The organism is Kocuria varians (assembly GCF_006539885.1).
Classification (GTDB): domain Bacteria; phylum Actinomycetota; class Actinomycetes; order Actinomycetales; family Micrococcaceae; genus Kocuria; species Kocuria varians.
Genome location: NZ_BJNW01000045.1, coordinates 1 through 1,194, shown reverse-complemented (window position 1 = coordinate 1,194; position 1,194 = coordinate 1). Strand labels below are relative to the sequence as shown.

The 1,194-nt window shown below is 67.8% G+C and carries 1 protein-coding gene; it reads right to left on the bottom strand.

What is annotated here, in order from left to right; all coding sequences use genetic code 11:
* A protein-coding gene (locus KVA01_RS12555) for an IS3 family transposase (RefSeq protein WP_141270584.1) occupies positions 1-1,110 on the bottom strand; the annotation gives its coding sequence in 2 pieces (ribosomal slippage) (positions 1-840 and positions 840-1,110; 1,111 coding nt annotated over the 2 pieces). This gene is flagged as partial in the annotation.
* Positions 1,111-1,194 lie beyond the last annotated feature (84 nt).

Sequence of the window (1,194 nt, the reverse complement as noted above, 5' to 3'; positions counted from 1 at the left end):
GATGGGTGCATTGCCGAGCGTACTCGGCTGGGGGTAGGTAGCCGAGCCAGGAGTGCCGGCGGTGATGGTTGTACTCGTCCTTCCAGTCGCCGATCACGACCTGTGCGTGCAGTAGCGAGTAGAAGCTGTTGATGTTGAGACACTCGTCGCGGATCCGGCTGTTGAATGACTCGACGTATCCGTTGCGCCAGGGCGAGCCCGGAGGGATGTAGGACAGGCCGGTGCGGGTGCCGGCCCAGTCGGCCATCGCTTCGCTGATGAACTCCGGCCCGTTGTCGGATCGGAGCACCTCGGGGGCGCCGCGGACGGCGACGAGGTCCTCGAGGTGGGCGGTGAGCCGGTCCGCGGTGATCGATCGTTCGGTGAGTCCGCCGATGCACTCCCGGGTGTGCTCCTCGACGATCGAGCAGATCTTGATCGGTCTGCCCTGCTCCTCGGCGTCGAACTGGAAGTCGACCGCCCACACCACGTTCGGCGCGTCCGCCGTCGGCGCGTCGATGGTCGAAGATCCGACGCGCTTGCGTCGCCGCCGCTGCGGGACGCGAAGCCCCTCGTCACGCCACAGGCGTTGGACCTTCTTGTGGTTCACCACCCAGCCCTCGGCGCGGGCGTCGTGGTACGCCCGCCGGTACCCGTAGCGGGGATGGTCCTTCGCCCAGGCGCGCAGCCACTCCCGCAGCGCCCGGTCTGGGTCCGTGACCGTGTCGGCGTTGAGCGGGCGTCGGTACGCGGAGCGGGAGAGCCCGGCCAGACGGCACGCCATCCGCTCGCTCACCTGCAGTGTCCTGATCAGGTGCGCGACGGCGGCACGGCGCCTGCCCGGGCCTAGAAGTTTCCCTCAGCCAGCTCCTTGAGCGCGGCCTTCTCCAGCTCCGCTTCGGCGAACAGCCGCTTCAACGTCGCGTTCTGCTTCTCGAGCTCCTTGAGGCGCTTCGCGTCGTCGGCCTTGAGTCCGCCGTATTGGTTCCGCCACCGGTAGTACGTCTGCTCGGACACCCCGAGCTCTCGGCACACCGCCGCGACATCCTGCCCGTCGGCGAGCATCCTGTCGGCCTGCCCGAGCTTGCGGACGACCTGCTCCGGAGTGTGACGCTTCCTACTGTTCGTCATGATCTGACCAGTCTCCCTGCCCGCCACCGCGGGCAACAGGACGACTCGCATAACGACCGGACCTACGAAACGGGGTCAGCCCAA